General features: G+C 70.4%; 17 protein-coding genes. 3 read left to right on the top strand and 14 right to left on the bottom strand.

All coding sequences use genetic code 11. The features are described from left to right. Positions 1–11: 11 nt before the first annotated feature. From ABD335_RS27265 to ABD335_RS27245, 5 genes are all read right to left on the bottom strand, one after another. Complete coding sequence (locus ABD335_RS27265; protein WP_344328276.1) at positions 12–2,354, bottom strand: hypothetical protein; 2,343 nt, start codon at positions 2,352–2,354, stop codon at positions 12–14. Further along, entirely contained in the window at positions 2,351–6,982 is a 4,632-nt protein-coding gene (locus ABD335_RS27260; protein WP_344328273.1) for a DEAD/DEAH box helicase, read from the bottom strand. The genes ABD335_RS27265 and ABD335_RS27260 overlap by 4 nt, the downstream gene beginning before the upstream one ends. 33 nt (positions 6,983–7,015) lie before the next feature. After that, positions 7,016–8,344 (bottom strand): hypothetical protein, encoded by a 1,329-nt coding sequence (locus tag ABD335_RS27255; RefSeq protein ID WP_344328271.1) that lies wholly within the window; start codon positions 8,342–8,344, stop codon positions 7,016–7,018. Between the two features lie 484 nt (positions 8,345–8,828). Then, the gene (locus ABD335_RS27250) at positions 8,829–9,044 is read right to left on the bottom strand and encodes a hypothetical protein (RefSeq protein WP_344328269.1); all 216 of its coding nucleotides are present in this window, start codon (positions 9,042–9,044) and stop codon (positions 8,829–8,831) included. Positions 9,045–9,349: 305 nt separating this feature from the next. Beyond that, complete coding sequence (locus tag ABD335_RS27245) at positions 9,350–9,565, bottom strand: hypothetical protein (RefSeq protein ID WP_344328267.1); 216 nt, start codon at positions 9,563–9,565, stop codon at positions 9,350–9,352. Positions 9,566–10,305: 740 nt separating this feature from the next. On the opposite strand from ABD335_RS27245, the gene ABD335_RS27240 reads away from it, so the two are divergent. Next, on the top strand, positions 10,306–10,749 hold the full coding sequence (locus ABD335_RS27240) for a hypothetical protein (RefSeq protein ID WP_344328264.1): 444 nt from the start codon (positions 10,306–10,308) through the stop codon (positions 10,747–10,749). 71 nt (positions 10,750–10,820) lie between these two features. Here ABD335_RS27240 and ABD335_RS27235 read toward each other — a convergent pair whose 3' ends face one another. The 6 genes from ABD335_RS27235 to ABD335_RS27210 form a co-directional block, all read right to left on the bottom strand. Further along, a complete protein-coding gene (locus ABD335_RS27235) occupies positions 10,821–11,207 on the bottom strand; it encodes a hypothetical protein (protein WP_344328262.1) in 387 nt (128 codons plus the stop codon). Positions 11,208–11,224: 17 nt separating this feature from the next. Continuing rightward, positions 11,225–11,995: a hypothetical protein gene (locus ABD335_RS27230; RefSeq protein WP_344328260.1), complete on the bottom strand. Its 771-nt coding sequence runs from the start codon at positions 11,993–11,995 to the stop codon at positions 11,225–11,227. Between the two features lie 14 nt (positions 11,996–12,009). Further along, complete coding sequence (locus ABD335_RS27225; RefSeq protein WP_344328258.1) at positions 12,010–13,539, bottom strand: DUF2637 domain-containing protein; 1,530 nt, start codon at positions 13,537–13,539, stop codon at positions 12,010–12,012. 486 nt (positions 13,540–14,025) lie between these two features. Then, on the bottom strand, positions 14,026–14,208 hold the full coding sequence (locus ABD335_RS27220) for a hypothetical protein (RefSeq protein WP_344328257.1): 183 nt from the start codon (positions 14,206–14,208) through the stop codon (positions 14,026–14,028). A 147-nt stretch (positions 14,209–14,355) separates the two neighbouring features. Next, positions 14,356–14,559 (bottom strand): hypothetical protein, encoded by a 204-nt coding sequence (locus tag ABD335_RS27215; RefSeq protein ID WP_344328255.1) that lies wholly within the window; start codon positions 14,557–14,559, stop codon positions 14,356–14,358. Between the two features lie 282 nt (positions 14,560–14,841). Further along, positions 14,842–14,979 (bottom strand): hypothetical protein, encoded by a 138-nt coding sequence (locus tag ABD335_RS27210; RefSeq protein ID WP_344328253.1) that lies wholly within the window; start codon positions 14,977–14,979, stop codon positions 14,842–14,844. Positions 14,980–15,209: 230 nt separating this feature from the next. Here ABD335_RS27210 and ABD335_RS27205 point away from each other — a divergent pair, with 230 nt between their 5' ends. After that, complete coding sequence (locus ABD335_RS27205) at positions 15,210–15,506, top strand: hypothetical protein (protein WP_344328250.1); 297 nt, start codon at positions 15,210–15,212, stop codon at positions 15,504–15,506. A gap of 166 nt (positions 15,507–15,672) precedes the next feature. Continuing rightward, positions 15,673–16,878 (top strand): cell wall protein, encoded by a 1,206-nt coding sequence (locus ABD335_RS27200; protein WP_344328247.1) that lies wholly within the window; start codon positions 15,673–15,675, stop codon positions 16,876–16,878. 272 nt (positions 16,879–17,150) lie between these two features. Here the strand turns inward: ABD335_RS27200 and ABD335_RS27195 are convergent, their stop codons facing one another. The 3 genes from ABD335_RS27195 to ABD335_RS27185 form a co-directional block, all read right to left on the bottom strand. Further along, positions 17,151–18,026, bottom strand: coding sequence for a protein-L-isoaspartate O-methyltransferase family protein (locus ABD335_RS27195; RefSeq protein WP_344328244.1), 876 nt, complete (start codon positions 18,024–18,026; stop codon positions 17,151–17,153). An 85-nt stretch (positions 18,027–18,111) separates the two neighbouring features. Next, positions 18,112–19,128: a serine hydrolase domain-containing protein gene (locus tag ABD335_RS27190; protein ID WP_344328242.1), complete on the bottom strand. Its 1,017-nt coding sequence runs from the start codon at positions 19,126–19,128 to the stop codon at positions 18,112–18,114. Beyond that, positions 19,125–19,550: a hypothetical protein gene (locus ABD335_RS27185; RefSeq protein ID WP_344328240.1), complete on the bottom strand. Its 426-nt coding sequence runs from the start codon at positions 19,548–19,550 to the stop codon at positions 19,125–19,127. The genes ABD335_RS27190 and ABD335_RS27185 overlap by 4 nt, the downstream gene beginning before the upstream one ends. Between the last annotated feature and the right edge of the window lie 20 nt (positions 19,551–19,570).

The raw sequence follows: 19,570 nt of genomic DNA, 5'->3' as shown, positions 1-19,570 counted from the left end.
CGGTGGGCCGGTCAGCGGCGGCGGGAGTGTGCAGTGACGAAGGTGTAACCGCGGGGCAGCTCCCAGCCGTCCGCCTTGCCGACGCGACGGCAGTGCTCGCGGTAGGCGGCCCGTTGCGCCTCGGTCGGCGTCCAGCCTGCGGGCAGCCGCCGCAGGAAGCCGTGGACGAAGTGCTCGGTCCCCGTGGGCTGCGGCGGAGTGCCGTGGCCTGAGCCGGGCCGTGGCACCACCACGGGGTTTGGCGCGTAGCCGACCAGCGGGATCTTGGGCTCGCCCTCGCGCGCGGGATGGTGGGGTTCGCCGCCCGTGCCGCGGCTGCCGGTGGCCGCGTACAGGTGCCCTCCGGCGAGGAGTTCGTCCACGGCCTGTTCCAGTGCGGTGATCTGGTGCGGGGTCGGAGTCGTGCCGTAGACGCCCCTGGGCAGTGCGGCCCGGTCGAGCAGGGCGTGTCCGTCGGGTGTGAGCCGACCGAAGCGGCGTACGGCGCGCAGCACGAGGCGCCGGGTGTCGAGTCCGGCGGACGAGTCGCCGTCCCTGCTGCTTCCGGGGGCGCCGTCACGGGTCAGCACCTGCGGGTCGTACTGGTGGGTGGCGAGCTGTCCGCCGATGTCGACGGGATCCTCCAGTTCGAGCGTGGAGAGCCGGAAGACCGTACCGCCGCGCGGCCACTGGAGGTACATCCGGAGGCCCGGGAAGAAGTCGATGGGCCACTGGACCTCACGGAGCATGCCGGTCTCCTCGGTGAGGTCCAGGATGACCTCCTGCACCTCCTCGGAGGGGTCGATCACGCCTCCGGGGTGGCGGAGTTCCAGCCGTACGCGGAGAGTGTCCGCGCCGAGGCGGCCCAACCCGTGCCGGACCATCCGGTTCAGCGGCAGCCTGCCTTCCATTAGGTGGGCGAGGCGCAGCGGTACTTGCCAGCAGAGTTCGCTGTCAGTGATTCGGAGGTAGTTCTGGGCGCCGATCCGCTCGTCGTCGGCGAGCGGAGCGTCGGCGGGCAGGATCTCGGCCAGCGGGACCTCCGCGGGCGGTTCATCGAGGGTGGGCTCTTCTTCAGGAGCGGGCTGCTGGGGAATCGCGGCGGTCCGGGTCACGGGCGGTTTCACCGTGTCGCGCCAGCCGCGTCCCGCCGGGCTCAGGGGGTCGCTGCCGTCCGCCTCCTCCGCACCCGGGTGGTGGGACCGCCAGATGCCGCCGCTCTCAAAGACATCGTCCAGGGTGATCCGTACACCGCTGCCCGTGCGCAGGCCGTTGTCCGTGTCCCCTCTGACGAAGTCCATGACCGCCAGGTTGGCCCGGCACACCGAGACCGCGTACTCCACGCCGGTCAGCAGCGGCCCTGCGCCGTTCACGCCATGCAGCCAGGGTCCGACCGCCGTGTACACGGTGCGGGAGCCGCTCAGTCCGTGGCGTCGGCGGGCGGCCGGGGCGACTCCGCGTTCCAGGGAGCCAGCGAGGGCATGCAGGTCTGATCCGCCCAGCGGCCCGTCGTGGCACAAGCCAGCCCCTATACGCCCACGGGTCAGCGCGTAGTGGCCCCAGCTTCGCAGGACGTCGCTGGTGCGCAGGGCGTGGCTGACTGTGTCCATCAGCCCGGTGAGGGCGTCTCGCAGCCGCTCATCCTCGCTACCACCGGCCAAGTGGGCGACGGACACAGGAACGAGAGGGCTCAGGAGGGACTCTCTCCGGCGAGTGAGCAGGTGCTGCACGAAGGCCGCCATGTCGTCGAGTCCGGCCGCCGACGCGGACGCGTAGCGTGCGTCCACGATGACATGCCCGTCCTTGTTGAGCCACTTCTGGCGTGCCCGGAACCGCTTGAGCTTGGCCTCGCTGAGTTGGAGCGCGGGGCCGAAAACCGCGAAGTCGGGGACGAGGAGTTCCCTGCGTACGGGGGACGTCGCCTCCTGCTCGTCCTTGGGCCCCTGGGCACCGGCCGGTGCCCCGGACACCCAGGCCGGGACTTCGACGCCTTCCTCGATGCAGGGGTGCCGGCCTTCCTTGTAGACGATCTCGGCGTACAGCGGGTCGGAGCCCGTTGCGATCCGGACGAGTACTCCGACGGGAAGGGCATGTACCTCGTCGCCGAGGGTCAGAGACGGGAAGGCGTCAAGGTCGAAGGGGCCGTTCCCGTAGCCTTCTCCGCCGAGTTCGTAGCCGAAGTAGGCGGCGTTGAAAGCGACCGCCGTGTGCACCGGGCATCGACGGTCGGCGACGACCGCCTCCAGGTAGCGGCGGAGCCGGTCCATCTCCTCGAGAGGGGTGGCCCGGTGCCCGCCGGTCATGGCGGGAGTGAGTACGGGCTCGTCGTCGTACGGCCGCCAGACGTCCGCTCCGGCTGTGATCATCGCGGTCATGCCCCGCTCCCCTCGCGCGCTGGTTTGGACCCCGCCTGTCGTGCCGGGCGGAGCGCGCGCCAGAGGCCGTCCTGTCCCTCGGCGGCGGCTCCGCCAGCGGCCAGCCTCGCCAGGCTCTTGCCGACGGCGGCATAGGAGAGGTCGGCGCGGCCTCCGAAGTGGCGGCTGTCCCGTATCTCCTTCGGTAGGGGGATCATCTTCCGGCTCCTGGGGTTGTAGGAGGACTCGTCGCCGCGCAGCGCGTGCCAGAGCCGTCGCGGGTGCGCGCCCTGCGGCTGGAGTTGCAGCAGCCGGTGGACCTGGAGGTCGACGCGCTGGTCCCGCAGCGCGGTGTCGGTGCGGCCGCTGTCGCGGGGGCGCGGGCTGTGGAATGCCTCGGCGACCGCGGGACGCCGTTCGTCGATGGGCCAGCGGTCGGTGTCCCAGCAGGCGGAGCAGCGACAGCGGGCCATGGTGCAGCAGCCTTCGGGGAGGTCGGTGACGCCGAAGTAGTCCGCGAGGAGGCGCTGGGCGCAGACCGTGGTCGCGTCGAAAAAGTGCTTCAGCCGAGCGAGTTCCTTCGCGGCGCGCAGGCCGCGACGGCCGAGCAGCGGGAGGTAGCCGTCGGGCAGAGTGCGCTCGCGCACGGTGAGGCCGGTGACCAGACGGCGGCTGGGCGCTGCCGAGACGTCCAGAAGGCCGCGGTCGTGCAGGTCGGCGAGGAGTTCCCAGGTCGCCGCGGGCCCGTCGGCGTACGCACGGTAACCGGGGCAGTGAGCGTCGAGGTGCTGGTGGAGAAGCCGGACGTCGACCCTTCCGGGGGTTTCCCAGGACAGGGCGGTGTCGATGACGGCCTGCTCCATGCGTGCGAGCTCGACCTCTTCCTCCGCCGCGGAGGTGGCGCTCCGGAGAGCGGGGGCCTCGGTCTCTCCGGCGGCGGCCGCCTCGGCAAGGCTTCCGGTCCGCCGTGCGCCATACCGCGCGTGCCGCAGGTCGCCAGGCTTGACCGCGCAGTGCGGGGGGTGGTCCCCAAGGTCCTCGACGGCTCCTAGGTCGGCGAGGGCGCTGAAGGCCCGCATGATGCCGTTCCGGTAACGCTCCTGGGTGTGCCGGTCCTCCAGGTCCCTCTGGCTCAGTGCGCTGGCCGCGGCATCCTCGGCCATCAGGACATCGGCCAGTCGCACCGGGTCGAGCGTTCCCTCGCGCTGTGCCAGGACGAGGGCGCCCATGCGCCGCAGCAGGGAGGGTGCCAGTTCTTGGCCGGTCATGAAGCGGACCATGCGCAGCCCGCGGCTGGTGGCGAGGGCGAGGCCGCTGTTGACGGGTCCGCCAGCGGCCGTGCCCCGGCCCGCGCTGTCGCGTCCGGCCCGTCCGATCTGCTGGTACAACGCGGCCAGGTCGGTGGGCGGTGACACACACATCACCGTGCGGACGTCGGGCCGGTTGACGCCGAGACCGAAGGCGGAGGTGGCGACCACGACGACGGGGACGAAGGCGTCGTCGTCCTGGCGCGGTGCCTCCCGGAACTCGGTCATGACGGCGGACTTTTCCGCCTCAGTGAGCCGACCGTGGAAGCGCAGCACGCGGACGCCGGTGTCACCGGCGTACTCGCGCAGGTGGGTGTAGAGGGTGTTGACCTCCTTGACGGTGAGGCAGTACAGGATGGAGTGGCCGTCCAGGGCGTCTACCACGCGCTCCACCAACCCTGCCACGCCGCCCTGCCCCGGCCGGTCGAGGGACCGCCGGAAGACGGCGAGTTCGGGGCGGATCGGGTTCTCGCGCACCGTCACGAGCCCTCCGACGACGCCGGGGTGTTCCGCTTCGGCCCTCGCCTCGGCCGAGCCGGGTCCGGGTACCTTGGCGGGCAGGGCGAACAGCCCTTCACGCAGGGACTCGTGGACGGCTCGGTTGGCGGTGGCGGTCACCGCGGTGACGGCCACACCGTGGTCTCGGCGCAGTTCGTCCAGGAACCGGCCGACCCGACGCATGCTCGGCCGGAAGTCCTCCCACTGCGCCAGCGTGTGCGCCTCGTCGACGGCGATCCGGGTCACCCGGCCCGCCGCCGCGGCCTGCCGCACGGTCTCGCGGAAGCGCCGCTGGCACAGGCGTTCCGGGCTGACGTACACCAGGCGGATGCCGTGCTCGGCCCGGCCGAGAAGCTGGTCCGCCACTTCCGTCTTGCCGGCTCTGCTGCTGGATTCCCGCAGCGGGGAGATCAGGGCGCGGACCGCTCCGCCGATAGTCCGGTTGAGTTCGAGGGCCTGGTCATGCATGAGGGCGATGAGCGGGCTGACGACCACGGTAACGCCGGGCAGGACCAGCGCGGGCAACTGGAAGGTGAAGCTCTTCCCGAAACCGGTGGGCAGCAACCCGAGTACGTTGCGGCCTTCGGCCACGGCGGTAATGACGGCCCGCTGGGCGGGCTTAAGGGCGACGGGTTCGTCGGAGAACCTCAGCAGCCCGCCGATCCGCGCGCAGCGCTCCCCGATCTCCTCGGCAAGCAGGCCCTGCTCCCTCAGTTCCCGGGTCTCCTCAAGGGTCAGTTCCAGTTCTCGGATGCGCCGGGTGTGTGGCAGGAGGGTGTGCCGTTCGAGGGCCTCGTCGGTGCACAGTTCGGCGGCCCGGTCCGAGTTCAGGATTCCCTGGCTCGCCATGAACTCCCAGATGCGGCGCCATCCTTCGGCCATGGTGATGACGTTGCCCCCACCAGTGTCACCGGTGTCCGGGTCGGGGCGTTCCAGCCCTTCGTCAAGGCTGCCGAGGAAGGCACGCCGATAGGAACGGCGCAGGCTGCTCTGCCCCGCGAGCTTGCGGTCGCTGATGACGACGACGCCGCAGTGCCGGTCGGACCGGATGAGCCGGCCGACCGCCTGGCGGAGCTGAAGCGCGGCGAGAGGCAGGTAGTAGTGCTCGGTGGCGGCGCCTTCCGGGTCAGGGTGTCCTGCGTGCGCGGCGCGTTCGGCGACGGCCGCGCGCCGGGCTTCCACGATCGGGGCGGCGAACGGCGCGAAGGGAAGTTTGTTGATCCAGACCAGCCGCAGTCGCTCGGCGTCGGAGACGTCCACGCCCTGCCAGAGTCCCTTGGTGCCGACGAGGAATCCGCCGCCGGCCTGCCGGTCGGTGAAGGTCTGGTACGCACGGCCGTTACCTAGGGTGAGCGCCTCGACGACCGGAGTGTCCAGAGCGCGGGAGCGCAGTTCCTCCACGAGGTGGCAGCCGATGCCCGCTGCGGTCGAGCGGGCGGTGGTGAGGACCATGCCGCCGCCGTCGAATCCCCTGCCGTCGGGACGCGCTCGTGTCATCTCCTCGGCGAAGCCAGCCACCTGGTGGGCGACGGTGCGCACCGCTCCCTCCTCCTGTTCCGCCCAGGATGGAAAGTCGGAGAAGCAGATCACTTGAGCCTGGTTGCGCAGGTCGAACGGAGAGGGCAGAGCCAGGACCGGCAGGTCTTCCGGCAGCCCGAGCCGACTCCGTACGAAGTCCCACCGTCCTGCGACGCGCAGGGTCGCGGAGACGTAGTGGACGCGGTCGAACGACTCCAGGAAGCGCCGCCACTCCGGGTCGGCGGGTAGATCGACGGGACTGGTGGCGATACGGAAGCGGTAGGATCGCAGTTCCGTCTTCGGTTCGGCCAGCTCCTCCAAGTGGACGACGCGCGAGAGGAGCGCATCGTCCAGTATGGGGGCGGGGTCGAGGAAGGCGGCGATGTCGGCGGTGATGTGGTTGAGGGACGTGGTGAGGGAGTCGGTGTGCAACGCCAGCGCGTTCAGCCGCTCTTGGGTCAGCGCGTCGATGTGGGCGGCGTGCTGCACAACGTATCGTTCCAGCGTGATACGGCAGGCCGCGAGCGCCTTGGCGATGCGGTCCAGCAGTCGTGACATCCGCCGGATGTCCCGGGTGCCGGAGGTACCGGTGTAGGGGCTGGCGAGCGTGGTCGTCCGGCTGCCGATCCGTACGCCCACCCCCTTGGCCTGCGCATCGAAGGCCTGGGCCGCGAGCCGCGGAAGCCGCTCATCGTCAAGCAATCGCTCAAGCTCGGCTACCACAATGGCGGCCTGATCCTGTGCCGTGCCCAGGCGTGCTTCGGCGATCCACGCCTGGCACTCCGACAGCACCAGTTCCAAATCCTGGTAGTCGACGGCGACGGTCAGCGCCGATGTGGCGGCATTCTCCAGTTCATGTGCCTCATCCAGCACGAGGAGCACCTCCGGCCCGACGGCACGCAGGTCGTCCAGGTGGGAGAGGGCCAGCGCGTGGTTGGCGAGGACGAGGCGGTGGCCGCCGATGGCTTCCCGAACCGTGTCGGTGTGTACGGTGAGGGGATTGCTCGCTCCGGGGCCGTAGTCACCGTCGCGCTGAGACAGCGATTCCAACCAGAAGGACAGGCTGGGACCCATGTAGTCAGTGAAGAAAGGGGGCAGGTCGACTGGATCGACGGACCTCGCCATCCAGGAGTGCGGGGGTTCCTTCGCCGCGAGTAGTCGCAAGGTGAGGAAGACGGCGAGTTCACGGAAGCGGAGCCGCTGGGAGAGACGTGCGCGGCCGCGGATCGTGCCCATGGGACGGCGCCGACGCGTGGCTTCGGCGAGGGCCTTGGTGAGTGCTGCGAGGGAGAGCCGGTTGGACTGTCCCTTGACCAGGTCAACCACGTCGAGAATACCGGGCAGGGCTCGCTCCAGATCCTAGACGTCCTTCGCCATCTGGCTCTGTAGCTGCTTGGTGTAGGTGGCGATGACCGCCGTACGGTTATCACCGCCAGCGAGCCAGTCAAGCGCCGCTGCGAGCACCGCATAGCTCTTACCGGTGCCAGTGGGTGCCTCCAGTAGGCCGCTGACTCCCCGGTCGGTCCACTCGTGCAGCGTCTCCGTCATCCTCTGCTGGGCGGGCCGGGGTTCGACGCGGGAGCCGTGCACAACACGAGCGAGAGCGGTCGGATCGACCCGACCGTCGGCGCCCTGGAGCGCCTCAGAAACGACGATGGTGCCACGGCCTGGTGGCTGGCCGTCAGGGGCCCGGCGTGGCGGATGCTGTGCGAACTCCGCCCCTAGCAGACGGGCTACGTGCGCCTGTTCCCAGACGAGCGGTTCCCGTTCGGCGGGTCGCTCTCGCTCGGCGAGTTCCCACAGCAGCCGCCACGCGTCGGAGTCGGGGCAAACGTCGGCGATGAGCTCGCGCAGCCCGGGTGCCATATCGGCGAACTCGGCGGCGGCCCGCTCCAAGAGACGGACGAGTAGGGTCGCGTCACCTTTCGCGGTGTGCGCATGTAACCCCGCCCTGGGCACGTCGAGCTTCTTCGCCAGGTCCTGCAGCCGGTGGGAAGTGGCTGTCGGCCACAAGGCGTAGGTAAGGTACAAGGCATCGACGGAACGCACGGTGGCGAGCGGATCGGCTGCCCCGGCCTCCTTTGCCGCCTCGCTGATGACGGGGAAATCCAGTCCGGTGCCGTTGTAGGCGACGACGACATCGGCATCCGCGAGGAAGACGCACAGCTCCGTCCACGCCTGCTGCGCGGGAACTCCCCGTTCCAGCACAGCGTCCCGTACCGCACTGCCACGCAGCTCTTCGCTGTCCCCGGGGAACCTGAGGTACCGCTGCCAGCGAGGTGCCGCCCTCACCCATTCCGCGTCGGCCCCCAACCTGACGGCCGCTGCTTCGTAGACCTGACGCTCCACGTAGGGTGCGGCCGTCGTGGTGCGTACGACGCTCTCGAGGTCGAGCACGACGGCCCGCAGGACAGCCGCTGCGGACGGCGACACACCGTCGGACGACTTCGCGTCACTCACCGAGGGCTTACTGTGGATCTGCGGCTCAGGCAGAGCGGTAGACATGAGGCGACCGTCCGAGACGGTAAGCAAGCCTCCGTCGACCGCCTCGGTGACCAGCTTGGCTAACCTCTGTTCCGGCAGCATTCTGAACTGCTGGGCCGCCTCCGCGGCGAGTTCCCGCTCGGAAATTCCGGACGGGAAGGTACGTACCAGGTCCGCGATCCTTCGCGCGGCGGCAGATACCACTCGCCTCCCTGCCATGAACACCCCTCCCCTGCACGGCCCCCTGCCGGCATCTGATCACCGCAGCGCTTCTGGAGCCTCAGCCCTCCCTCCCCAGGAGCACCAAGGTGGACGCTTACGGCATCAGTTATGACACTGTGTTCAGTAGCGCGAAAGGCCCGACGTTGGCGAACATTTGCCCCATCCCCCAGGTGGCACCATTCTGCACCCTGCCCGCCCATCATAGCCAACTTTGGAAAAGTTTGGAGCATCGAGGGGGACGATGAACGGTGATCCTGCCGTCGAGCACCAACCGACCTCGCCTTCCCCGCCGCGCCGAATTCCGCCCACCACCAGGACTATGCGCCCTAGCGAGTGAGCAGGCGCCCCAGGGCACTGGCGCGCGGGCCGGACCGAGGCCGGGGTGCGGCCCCGGTTGCACGAAGTTCTGCCGACCGAGCTCCGCGAAGTGGGCGGGCTGGAGATGAACGACACAGTGATCGACGGCTCACCCGTCCACGCAGTCAAAGGAGGCGCTGGCGTCGTCCTCTTCGATGGGGGCGACGATCGAGCCGACGAGGCCGATGAGGAAGAGCAGCACGAGGGCGCCGAGGCATCCGAGTCCGGCGATCTTCGCTGGGTGGTGCTTTTTCTTCGGCGGTTGCGGAGGCTGGGATGGAGTGGCCCAGGAGGGGGTGGGCTGGTGCGGGTTCTGCGGGTGCATGGTGCTCCAAGGCTGCGGGTGGTGGGCTGGGCCAGGGTGTCAGGCTCGGCCCGCCGCGGGTGGGTGTTGTGGCCGTTTCGTGACGGTCTCGGGTGTTCTTCGGGGCTGTTGTGCCTGGTGCTTCTGCTCCGTGCGGCGGCGGTCGTCGGCCGCGGCCTGGCTCTGCTCGTTCCGGCGGCGCAGCTCTGGGATGGAGATCGGTTTGAGTGCCATGCTGGTGTTCCTGTCTCGTCTCGCGCGGGATGAGGGGCCGGGGCGGCCGCGGCCGAACAGCTTGGCGGCAGGTCGGCTGCTCCGGTGACTTGTCAGATCAGCCCGATGAGGCGGGCGAGGTCGTGCGGGGCGTAGCCGGTCACCTCCTTGACGAGGGCCAGGAACAGCAGGGTGCCGACCGTCCAGGCCGGGCCCTTGAAGCTGGGCGCCAGGCAGCGGACGCTGTCGCCGCTGGCCGGGGCCATGCCGCCGTGGGTGGTGTTCGGCCTGGTCGGCGTGAGCGCCGCTGCTCCGGGAGTGCTGAGCACCGGCGACGTCGCAGGCGCGGCAGTGGTACTGGAAGGGCATCAGCTGACCGTCTCTTCGGTGCTGGTGGTGGGCAGGGATTCGGCGAGGACGCCTCGGGTGTTGCGGCCGTTGAGCCAGAGCTGGTCCTCCACCTGGATTCCGACGGCCTCGAGTTCGCGGCGTAGCCGGGTAACGTTCCACTTGGCGAAGTGGCCTGCGGCTTGGACGCGGGCGAGGATGTCGCGGAGGTGGGTGCCACGGGCGGTGCCGATCGCGGTGCGGGTGTGGCGCAGGAGGAGTTCGGCCAGGGGAGTGACTTCTGGGGCCGGGCCCCTCTCGGAACCACCAAGATCAACGTCTAGATCTTGAGGCCTGGATACTAGGTCACCTGCGCTGACTTGCGGTTTCCTCATTCCTATGGGATCGGTCTGGGCGGTGGTCTCCTCGTGGGGGAGAGGAGCCTCCCGCGTGGGGGTGGCCTCTCCCCCGTGCTGCTTCCCCGCGCGTGCGGGGGAGCCTGGGTGGTGCTGCTCCTGTTGGCGGCTGGCGGGGATGCCGCCGTGGGTGGTGATCCACGCTGCCCAGTCGTCGTGGTGGATGCCGGGCTTGTTGGTGCCGTCGATGGCGAGTTGGTCGCGGATGGGTACGCCGAGCGGGGCGAGGAGTGCGCGGAGGCTGGTGGGGTGTGCGTCACCGGTGTCCCCCGCGCCTGGGAACGGGTGTTGATCTGGTCGGCCAGGGCGGCGAGGTGCAGGCCGTTGTGGCCGACCAGGAGCTGATCGATGGCCCACAGCAGGTTCCGCAGGGCCTGGTGCTGGCGGCGGTGTTCGATACGGGTGAGCGGCGGTGTTTTGGGCTCTTCTCCCGCGATGTAGGCGGCCAGCAGCAGTACCGCGGTGGCGGGCAGGGCGACCAGGTGTACGGGGGACTCCCCTGTCCGTTCGGCCCACTGCCAGCCCCACCAGCAGGCTCCGGCGGTGAGGCCGAATCGGGCGCAGCCGGTCTTGACGCCTTTGCCGAGGAGTCGTTTGAGGCCGCCGACCAGGCGGCGGGGGGCGGTGCGGGCACGGCGCTCGGCCCACATGGCTGCCTTGGCGCCGGCTTTGCGGGTTGCGAGAGCTGCGCGGCGGCCCAAGCGCCAGTGCCAGGTGGGCGACGGGACCTTGCGGACCGCGTCGCCGAGGTGGTGACGGTCTTGGCGTAGGTGCGGCCTGCGGCGATCCCGACCTGCTCGGCGCGTGGGGTGCCGGGGGTGAGGTCGACGGTCATGGTGGTTCAGCCCGTGATGACGGTGAGGAGGGAGCCGATGATGCTGACGGCCTTCCGCCACAGGTCGGTGGCCGCGGATGCTGCGTTGAGCGCGAGGAAGCCGAGGGTGATGCTGCCCAGCAGGCCGGGGCGGGCGAAGTGCCACCAGCCCAGGAGTGCCACGGCCACGGCGGCGGGGACGGCGCCGAACTCGTCGCCGATCTGAGCGTTCAGCTCGACGGCTTTCTCGGCGACGATCGACCAGGGGTCGCCCGCGTGTTGGTAGGCGTAGCCCAGGGCGATGCCCGCGGCGAGGCTGGCGGGGGCGGGGATGGTCTTGCCGCCTTTCTTCAGGCCGGCGATGACGATGACGGTCAGGGCGAAGGCCAGGCCGTGGAGTCCGATCTCCAACATGCTGGGGCAGGGTCCTTTCAGGGGTGGAGAGCGGCGGCGAGGACGGTGGTGGTGTAGACGGCGTGGCCGCACCAGGCCACCGGCAGGGCGGTGCCGTCGGTTTGTCGGTGGATGCTCCAGCCGACTGCGACCAGGCCGAGGGAGACGCCGATGGGGGCTCCGGCTGTGGTTTGGATCAGCCAGGGGGTGAGGCCGTAGTGCCAGCAGGCCCACACGCCGGAGAGGGTGAAGATGGCCTGGCCGAGGCGGGGCTTGGGCTGGGCGGCGCGCTGGGCCAGGTCCTGGATGCGGTCGTGGAGGCGGGTGTGGACCGGGCGGTGTTGGTGGGCGTGGACGAGGCGTCCGGCGATGGCGACGGGGTCCCAGGGCGGGACACCGCCGTCGTCTTTCTCTTCGGCGTCCGAGGTGTCTGCGGTGTCGTCGGTGTTCTCGCCTTCGTATTCCGGCTGGTCCGCCCCGGTGTCTGGAGTGTCGGTGGCTTTGCGGAGACGGGCGCGCCAGCGTCCGCGGGGCCCTTCCTCACTCCCCTCCCCCGCGGCGGGTTCCTCCTCTTGGGTAGGGGGTTCCTCCTCGTCTAGCGGCTCTGAGGTGGGCTTATCGGCGTCCAGGGTGGAGAGGGGAACGGGTCCGGCCCACCAGTCGGGCAGGCGTCCGGAGCGGCCGGCGACGTGGACGATGCGGCCGGCCGCTCCGGGGGTGGGCTCGGGCTCGGTGGTGGGCTGTTCGTCGGAGCCGTACCGGCGGTCCCACCGGTCCGGGGCGGGCGGGGTGGTGGTTTTCTCGGTCACAGGTCCTTCTGCTTTCAGGCGGCGTTGTGCTTCTTCCAGAGGTCACGGGCGGTGCTCAGGCGGTCCCAGGCGGTGGTCTGCTTCAGGTCGAACTGGGTCATGACGTCTTCGAGGGAGACGGCTTCGGGGTTGCCGGCTTGGACGATGCGGACGAGGACCGCTTCGATTTCGGCTTGGCGCCTGCCGCGCCGTCCGCCGATGCTGGCCGTCCCCGAAGCAGAAGCCGAAGTGGGGTTCGGGACGGAGGCGGTGACGGTGGGCTCCGAGACGGTGGCGGAAGCTGATACCGAAGCAGGCGTGGCAGCCGAACCCGAAGCGGAAGTGGACGTGGTTCGGGTGGCGGCGATCCGCTTCGCCTTTTCCGCGGCCTGGTGGGCGCGGCGGCGGGCCTGCTCCTCTTCGTCGGCCTGTCGTTGCCGGCGCGCCAGAGCAGCGAGTTTCGCTTCCACTTCGGCCCGGCGCAGCCGCTCGGCGTCGGCTTCGGCCCGCTGCTTCGCTTCGAGTTCCAGCTTCGCCTTGGCCGCGGCGACCTCGGCCCGGCGCTTCGCTTCTTCTTCCACCGCGGCTGCTTCGGCCAGGGCCGCGCGGCGCTTGGCTTCGGCTTCAACTTCGGCTGCTTCGGTACGACGCTTCGCTTCGGCTTCCGCTGCTGCGGTTTCGGCGCGCAGTCGTCGCGCTTCGGCTTCGGCCTGCTCCCTCTTCAGCTTCCGCTCGGCTTCGACGGCTTCGGCCTCCAGTTGGCGGGCTTGGGCGGCGCGTTCGGCTTCCATTCGGGCGGCGTGCTCGGCGGCGGCACGGGCGGCGCGTCGGCGGTCGGGCATCTCCAGGGCATCGGCCAGGGGAATGCCCTTGCGGGCGAAGCGGAGGACGAGGAGTTCGTCGGCGGTGGCGTTGCGGCGCCAGTGGCGGCGGCCGTGCTTGCGGCGGAGGTCGGCGATGTAGAGGTCGATGTCGCGCTGCATGCGCAGGGCTTGCTCGTAGGAGCGGATGCCACAGATTCGCATCCACCGGTATAGGGCGAAGGTGGAGGGCAGCGCGAGGAGCCAGCGGGACAGCGGGGGTGTCTCGTAGTGGGCGTCGGCGGTGATGTTCGCGATGCGGCCGATGGCGTGCCGGGCAGCCTCGATGATCGCGATGAACAGCACGGGGATGACCGCGTGCATGGCGGAGCCGAGGTAGTCGGGCCAGGCTGCGGCGGCATTGAAGACGACGGTGGCGCCGGTGAGGAACCAGGCGATGTGCCGCAGGAGCGGGAAGGGGATGCGAATCCAGGTCAGGAGCAGGTCGAGGGCGAGGAGGACGAGGATTCCGGCGTCGATGCCGATGGTGAAGATGCGGGCGAACCAGCCGAAGCCCTTGGCCTCGGCGAGTTCGGTGACGGAGGTGTAGGAGCCGGCGAAGCCGATGGCGGCGATGGCGAGGGCTCCGACCGCGACGGTGCCGATGAGGATCTTCTGCCACCGGTTGAGGGTGATGGCCCCGGTTTGCTGCCGGGGCTCACCCGGGGAGGTGTCCTGCGGCCGGACGGCCGGGGCGGTGGTCATCGGTTGTGGTGTCCCTTCGGTGGTTGGTGGCGGCGGGTGGTCCAGGCGGCGTAGGTCGGGGCGCCGGTGATGGCTGCGGGTAGGAGGAGGCCGTTGGTTGCGGCGAGGGGGGTGAGGGTGGTGAAGCCGTAGCGGGCTGGCCGGGATGCCGAGCTGGCGGTTGCGGGTGCGTCGTCAGCGGGGCGGCCGCGATGGCGGGGTGTCGCCGTATTCGTCTGTTCGTCTGTCGGGCCGTGGGTTTCGGTCATGACGGTGACGGCGGCTCGGGTGCGGTCGTCGGGCCAGTCGATGACGTCTTGGTCGTCGTCGGGGTGGGGCGGTGGGGCTGCTGGTTGGTCACGGGGCCGGTGTCTTCTCGTGGGTGGTCGGGCCGAGGGGAGTCGTGTCTTCCGGGCCAGGCCGGACTGGGCGGGGTCAGGCGGGGCGGGGCAGGGCCCGGCACTTCTCGGCGTGGCCCTGGGCGAAACGGCGGGCCTGGTCCTCGGTTCACCAGGTGCCGCTGCCGTGGCCGCAGCCGTTGCGGCGGTAGCGGGTGTGGTGGTCGCCGCCGGTGACGTCAACGGCGAGGTTCGGGTCGCGCAGCGCCTTCCCGGCGATGGTGAGGTAGCGGGCGATGACGCCCCTGGGCCAGGCGGTGGCGAAGATGGTGGCGGTGGTGTTCGTGGCCATGGGGTTCGATGTCCTCTCGGGTCGGTGGGGTGAAGCGGGGCGGGGTCGTCCGGTTCCCTGCGGCCCTGCCCGTGCGGGACGGACGGAGAAGGCAGAAGGTCGGGATGGCGGGCCCGTTCCGGGGGCTTCGGCTTCGGGCCCGATCGGTCAGTGGGTTCGGCGGGGAATGCCGGTCGGCTGTTCGGTGAGGGCGGCGGCCTTGGCGTAGGCACGGTGGGCACCGGACTGGTACAGCCGCATGGAAGGGGCGGTCGGCGACCGGAAGGCGGCAAGGACGACTACGCGGGCCATCAGCCAGTGGCCGCGCTGCTGGGCCTCCTCGGCCTCCTGCCGCGGAGTGGGCTCGCTCACCGACGGGGTCGCCTTCCGGGGCGCCGCTGGCAGCGTTGCCGTGGGAGCGGGCTCCGGATACCTGGCCACGCGCGGCGGCGGCGCGCTGTCCGCGTTCGGCCTGGGCTTTGCGGTAGTCCTCGAGATCCTGCTCAGCCACGGACACCACCCGCCCTCAAAGTCCTGCGGAGGACAAGCGCGTACTCCCCGCGCGTCGTCTGGCCCGCCACCTGCGGCATGAGGGCGAGGAGCTGCCGCTCCCGGTGCGGGTTGGCGGCGAGCTGCCGGGCGAGGACGATCCGGTCACCCCTCCCCGAACTCGCGGCCTGACTGGTGGACGGTGAGGTCCTCCATGGCGATGGTGAGGAGCCAGCGGAGCGCTTCGCCCTGGTGGGTGAGGGGGTTGCCGGTCAGGGACAGGGCGTCGGTACGATCGCGCATGGTCATCTCCTGGGTTCGTCAGGTGGATGGCTGGCCCCGCGGGCCCGCGGGGTGTCGCCCCCCGGCCCGTATGGCGTGTGCAGCGCCGGGCCGGGGGGCGTTCCTGTTGAGCACGGGACCGAGATGAGCGCGGCCCCACGCGAACAAACCCTAGGGTTGATCCAGAATCAAATCAACCCTAGGGTTGCAAGCGGTGTCCGGCCGCGCTCTCGCCAGGAAGGAGAGCGAGAGTGGCGGAGCAATCCGAGGAGGTGAGGCGGCTCTTGAAAGCCATCGAGGCGTTCGAAGCCATCGAAGACGACGCGCACTGCACGTCTGAAGTCTCCAAGGCACTCAGGGAGTGGCCCGGCTATCACGCGCGTCTGCGGGAACTCCGACAGCGACGTGTCCAAGCCCTCAGGGAGCAGGGCAAGTCCTGGCAAGAGATCGCCGACATCATCGGCGACATTACTCCCGCTCGCGCTCAGCAGATCGGCGCTGGGCTGCGTGGATCGAAACGTCCGCGGAAGCGGACTGACGAGGACTAGCCGGAAAAACGGCCGAGCGGTGTAGCGACCGCCCGGCCGTGAGTACCAGCGGGCTGCAACCCGCTGATCAACAGTTCCCCACTGCGTAGTAAGGACTGTCTTGCCCGGCAGAGTACACGGGCCTGCTTCGGCATGCCCAGATTCCTCCCTGCCCACGTGGAGCCCCGTGCCCCGCCCGGAGCAGGAAGCCACCACCACCGCATCACGCCGTGCCCAGCCGCGCGCCTGGCTGCGCGCCGTGCGCTGGCTCGTCGCGGCCAGCCTGCATCCGCGCGCAACCGCCACGACCCTGCGCATCGCCGCCGACCTGGCGCGGCGCATGGACTACCTCGAGGGCACGGTGCTCTACGACATGCTCGGGACTGCGGCCCGGCTCGAGGTGTCGGTGCCGACGGTGAAGCGGCACGTCCGCGTGCTCCGCGAGCTGGGCGCGCTGGTGTGGCTCGAGCACGGCACCCGGAAGAACCTGCGCCTGCCTGGGCGGGCGTACACGGGTACAGCCACGGTGTACGGCGCCACGATTCCGCCGTGCTTCGATGTGGCGATGGGGCACCGGCTCGACGGCTCCGGGTACGCAGCGCGGGTGGCCGGTGTGACGGAGGCCGGTCGGGGGCGGGCGATAGCCGAAACGCGGCGTGCAGCTGCTTCCCGCGGCCGGGGGCTTGAACCCCCTTCTCCTAGTGGGTACTTCAACGTTGGGAAAGCTGAGGTCGGTGGTGGGTTGAAAGACACACCGAGCGCAGCGTGCTCGACAGCCAGTTCCTCGAAGAAGACCACCACCGGCCGCCAGCGGGGCCGGTGGACGGGTCGCCCGGCGCTCCAGGTCGCCCGGGACATCTCGATCGTCCGCCAGATCCGCCCCCGTGTTGCCTGGACCCAACATGAGGGCCTGCGCCGGCTGGCGTTCGCGCTGCGGCCGCTCATCGACACGGGGCTCGACGCGGAGAGCATCGTCGTGGAGCTGCACTCGTGGTTCCTCGACTGGCGCCCGGCACGGCCGGCCGCGTTCATCACAGCCGAGCTACGGCGCCGCCAGCGCCGGGACGCCGACCTGCCCGCCATGGGAGCACCCGTGGCCGGGGGGCCGACGCCCGTAGTCGCGCCGCAAGACAGCCCGGCCTGGCGCGAGTACTGCCAGCGGCAGCATGCGATGGCCGCGATGCACACCCTGGTCGCCTCAGCACGGGAGCGGACCGACGAAGAGCGACGCAACGCCCGCCTCGCAGCCCTGCACGCCCCGCACCTGGTGCTCGATCACATCGCCGAGCACGGAGAGGACGACGCCTTGGACCTGTACGGCACATGGCTGGTCGCCCGATACGTCGGGCAGGCTGCCTCCAGCACTATCCGCTTGGGCGGGCCAGTATCCTGACCCTAGTGTTTTCGCCCGCACGCGCGGGCATGTACCGGCCGTTGCCCTGCGCAGTGTTCTTGGCGACCGCTCTCGCCCGCCCACGCGGGTTACGAAAGCCCCCACCGACACGGCGGGGGCTTCTTGCTGTCCGTACGGGGTCAGGGACAGCCGCAGGGCCCAGCCCGCGTCCTCTTCGTCGCGGACCAGGGGGCTGGTAGGTCTCCGGTGCCGGGCGCCCAGCTTCCTCCCAGTCGGCGAGCCAGCCCCGCAGGGCATGCAGGGATGGGGAGTCAGGGGCGTCGACAATGATCGTGCCGTCCGGCAGGATGACTGCGGCGGAGGTCGGGGTGGAGTGGCCCAGTCCGATCTCGTCGGGGGGCGAGGGCGGCCATGGTCAGGTGGGTGCCGCCGGTGGTGGCGGCGTAGGTACGCCAGCTCGCCCAGTCGAGCGGTTCCCCCTGGTAGGGCTCGGTGTGCGTGTCCTTCAGCAACCGCGCCAGGGCGGTGCGGGCTCCGGTGTGGAGCCGGTCGTCCAGGTCGCGCCACGCGATGGAGATCCAGGACGAGGCAGGGACGCGGTTCTCCCAGTCAACCCAGCGCAGCGGCACATCGTAGTCGGCGCGCGGGGAGCTGCCGGTCTCGATGTAGCCGCCGTGGAACACGGCGTCGATGCGCGGTCCGCCCACCCCGACGGTGATCCGGGCGACGACAGTGAGCTTGGGGACGTCTGCGATCGGCAGCGCGGTCACGATCACCGACCCGACGGTGAGCTGGTCCACCCACGCATGGGGCAGCAGCGGCGGGGCGCACCAGGTCACCAGCCGGTCGTACGGGGCGTCGTCGGGCCATCCGGCGGTGCCGTCGGCGGTGTGGCAGGCGATGTTGGTCAGGTCGCGCTGGTGGTGGAGGATGTTGGCCCAGCGGACCATGTAGGGGTCGATGTCGAGACCGGTGACGCGGCCCGAGGGGCCGACAATGTAGGCCAGGAGGGCACCGGAGTAGCCGGAGCCGGTGCCGATTTCCAGCACGCTCATCCCCTCGGCGGCGGCGAGGGTGGTCAGTTCGCGGTGAATCGCGGTGGGGTTGGAGCGATTGTCGGTGGCGCCGCGGTCTTCGTTGTGGGTGTAGCAGCGCTCGGGCACGGCGGCTTCGGAGACGGAGAGCACAGCAAGGCTCCCTTTGAGTGCGGGTGGACTTGTGCTCTGACAACCGGCCCGGGCGGATCAAGGACACGGACCGGTTGTCAGACCCTCAAGTGGCAGAGATGATCTTCAGAGCCAGTGCCCGCAGGGGGGCGATCCTGCTGCGGACCTCGCTTCCGTAGACAGCGTTGGTGCAGATGGCCAGGTAGCGGCCGGTGTCGGGGGCGAGGTAGAGGCTGGTGCCGGTGAAGCCGTGATGATAGGCGACAGGCCCCGGGGCGACGATCCACGACAGCCCGCGGTCCAGGCCCGGCTCGATCGGGGCGACAGGCAGCATGGAGGCGCGCAGCCAGGCGTGCAGGTCTGCGTCCGGGTCGAACAGGCGATCGGCGTAGCGGGCAAGGTCGTGGGCGGTGGAGAAGACCCCGGCGTGGCCGGCGGCTCCGCCGAGCAGGGTGGCGTTGTCGTCGTGCGGGATGCCCCACATGCGGGGAGCGCCGGGAATGCGCTGTTCGGTGGGGGCGACCTGGGAGGTGCGGGCGAGGGGCCCGTAGCAGGTGGCGGTCATGCCGATCCGGTCCCACAGGTCGCGGCCGAGGTCGGCCAGGTGCCGTCCGGTGACGTGGGCGAGGGCCAGGCCCAGGAGGATGTAGCCGCGGTTGATGTACCGGTGGGTGCCCGGCTTGGTCTCCAGGTCCTCCCTCAGCATCAGCTCATGCAAGGGGGTTTCGCCGCCCCGGTAGAGGTCCAGGCGGGTGGACGCTTTCAGTCCGGCGGTGTGGGTCAGGAGCTGTCCGATGGTGGCCTTGCCACTGGGCGCGGGCCCGTCCATGTGCGGCAGGAGTTCGCGGATGAGGGTGGTGCGGTCCAGCAGCCCGGTGTCGATGGCCTGGCAGACCAGGGGCCAGGTCGCGGTCACCTTGGTGAGCGAGGCGAGGTCGTACAGGATGTGCTCATCTGGTGCCAAGTCACCAAGTTCGAGGGCGATCCGGCCAGCGGTCAGGAAGCGGGGGCTGGCATCGCGGGTGCCAAGCGCGATGACCCCGCCGGGGGCGGCGCCGTCGGCGATCGCCTGGTCGAGCGCGTCGGCCAGGCGGGCGGTGTCGTCGGGGGTGAAGGCGGTCATCGGCAGGTCTCCGCGACGGTGGTGATGTCGGCGCCCAGCGCGGCCAGATTGGGCAGCAGCCTGCCGTAGCCGCAGGCGAGGCGGTACACGCCTCGGATCGTAGAGGTCCCCGCGGCGGCCAGGGCGGCAATACACAGCGCGGTGACCGCGCGGGTGTCGTGCACCTGGGTATGGGCCGCCCGCAGCCGGGTGACGCCTCTGACCCGGGTGACGGGGCTGGCGGCTTTGATGTCGGCGCCAAACGCGCGCAGGCCACCGGTGTCCACGGTGGCCTGGATGCCGCCTGGGCTGCCGGTGAGGACGATGCCGACCGGGACCAGCGCGTCGTCGATTTCAACCGTCGAGTGAGGACGGAACTCGCCCTGGCCAGTTGAGAGCCGGTCAGCGGAGCCGTGTCGTGCCGTGGCAGCGCAGGAACGCAAGACCCCCGCCAAGTGAGGCG

The sequence above is a fragment of the Streptomyces macrosporus genome, assembly GCF_039533145.1.
Taxonomy (GTDB): Bacteria; Actinomycetota; Actinomycetes; order Streptomycetales; family Streptomycetaceae; genus Streptomyces; species Streptomyces macrosporus.
This window is presented reverse-complemented; position numbering and strand designations above follow the sequence as displayed.

Bases quoted from the DNA above. Each gene is read 5' to 3' on its own strand.
- ABD335_RS27265 (WP_344328276.1), bottom strand. From the start codon at position 2,354: ATGACCGCGATGATCACAGCCGGAGCGGACGTCTGGCGGCCGTACGAC.
- ABD335_RS27250 (WP_344328269.1), bottom strand. From the start codon at position 9,044: ATGCACCCGCAGAACCCGCACCAGCCCACCCCCTCCTGGGCCACTCCA.
- ABD335_RS27235 (WP_344328262.1), bottom strand. From the start codon at position 11,207: ATGTTGGAGATCGGACTCCACGGCCTGGCCTTCGCCCTGACCGTCATC.
- ABD335_RS27225 (WP_344328258.1), bottom strand. From the start codon at position 13,539: ATGACCACCGCCCCGGCCGTCCGGCCGCAGGACACCTCCCCGGGTGAG.
- ABD335_RS27220 (WP_344328257.1), bottom strand. From the start codon at position 14,208: ATGGCCACGAACACCACCGCCACCATCTTCGCCACCGCCTGGCCCAGG.
- ABD335_RS27210 (WP_344328253.1), bottom strand. From the start codon at position 14,979: ATGCGCGATCGTACCGACGCCCTGTCCCTGACCGGCAACCCCCTCACC.
- ABD335_RS27190 (WP_344328242.1), bottom strand. From the start codon at position 19,128: ATGACCGCCTTCACCCCCGACGACACCGCCCGCCTGGCCGACGCGCTC.